At 61.6% G+C, this 1503-nt stretch carries 2 protein-coding genes and 1 pseudogene; all 3 read right to left on the bottom strand.

The window, feature by feature from the left end:
- Window positions 1-671 (bottom strand): lipoyl synthase (locus tag AC1DUU_RS31770; RefSeq protein WP_476787274.1); only part of this gene is annotated, 671 nt, incomplete at its 3' end.
- A gap of 12 nt (window positions 672-683) precedes the next feature.
- Complete coding sequence (locus tag AC1DUU_RS31775; RefSeq protein ID WP_476787275.1) at window positions 684-965, bottom strand: GlsB/YeaQ/YmgE family stress response membrane protein; 282 nt, start codon at window positions 963-965, stop codon at window positions 684-686.
- A gap of 82 nt (window positions 966-1047) precedes the next feature.
- Window positions 1048-1503, bottom strand: a pseudogene (locus AC1DUU_RS31780) (dihydrolipoyl dehydrogenase); the annotation flags it as partial.

A 1503-nucleotide genomic window follows, 5' to 3' on the forward strand; every position in this document is an offset into this window, starting at 1 on the left:
ATGCCCGACTTGGTGAAGATCGACGGGTCGATTTCCTTGACCCGCTGCAACAGCCGGATCGAGTGGAAGTAGCGCGCACCGGGACGAACCGTCAGATAGTTCGATGGGACCGTCTCCAGATTGTGGTTGAAGACGTCGGGACGGGCGGCAACGACGATCTCGAGCGCGCCTTCCTTGCGCAGGAAGTCGGGCGTCAGGATTTCGATCGTGGTCTGCGGTGTCAGCCTGCGGATAGCGTGGATGACGTCGGCGAAATGCTGCGCGCCACCATCGGCGAGATCGTCGCGATCGACCGAGGTGATGACGACATGGGTCAGGCCCATCTGGGCGACGGCCTTGGCCACGCTCTCCGGCTCGTTGGGATCCACCGCTGTCGGAATGCCGGTTGCGACATTGCAGAAGGCGCAGGCCCGCGTGCATATCTCGCCCAGGATCATGAAAGTGGCGTGCTTCTTTTCCCAGCACTCGCCGATATTGGGGCAGCCGGCCTCTTCGCAGACGGTGACAAGCTTGTGCGACTTCACGATGTCGCGCGTTTCCTGATAGCCGCGGGATACCGGCGCCTTGACGCGGATCCAATCCGGCTTACGCAAAACCTCCTGATCGGGCCGGTGGGCCTTTTCAGGGTGCCGCACGCGCGGACGGTCGTTCAGATCGAGCACAGTGACCATCAGTCTATCCTATCAAGGCCGACGCGCTTGCGAGCGGCCGAAAATCCAGAGCAAGATCAGCGCGCCGGCAATGGCGACGATGAGATTGCCCATGAACCCGTAATAATGGATGCCGAGCAGCCCTGCCAGAGTGCCGCCGACAAACGACCCGGCAACGCCAACGAGGATGTTGGTCAAAAAGCCGTGGTCGCGGTTCATCGTGCGTTCGGCAACATAGCCGGCGAGGAAACCGACGAGCAGCATGCCGAAGAAACCGACACCGGGCATGCCGAGAATTCCGTAGCTCTGTTCCATCGTTCGTCTCCGGCCATTCGCCTGATATCAGCGCATATAGTGCCAATCGGCGCGCCGCAACAGGCGCGCCAGCGCTGCCCTGTTATGCGTTGAGCGCGCGGCCATAAGCGTCGAGCACGCTTTCCTTCATCGTCTCCGAAATCGTCGGATGCGGGAAGATGGTGTGCATCAGCTCTTCTTCGGTGGTCTCGAGGTTCATCGCGACGACAAAGCCCTGGATCAGCTCGGTAACTTCGGCGCCAACCAGATGCGCGCCGAGCAACTGGCCCGTCTTCTTGTCGAAGATGGTCTTGACCATGCCCTGGTCTTCGCCGAGCGCGATGGCCTTGCCATTGGCAACGAACGGGAAGCGGCCGACGCGGATGTCCTTGCCCTCGGCCTTGGCCCTGGCTTCGGTCAGGCCGACGGAAGCGACCTGCGGGTTGCAATAGGTGCAGCCCGGGATCTTCAGCTTGTCCATCGGGTGCACGTTGGGCAGGCCCGCGATCTTTTCGACGCAAATAACAGCTTCGTGCTCGGCCTTGTGGGCCAGCATCGG

The organism is Aminobacter sp. P4_H6_2 (assembly GCF_056400805.1).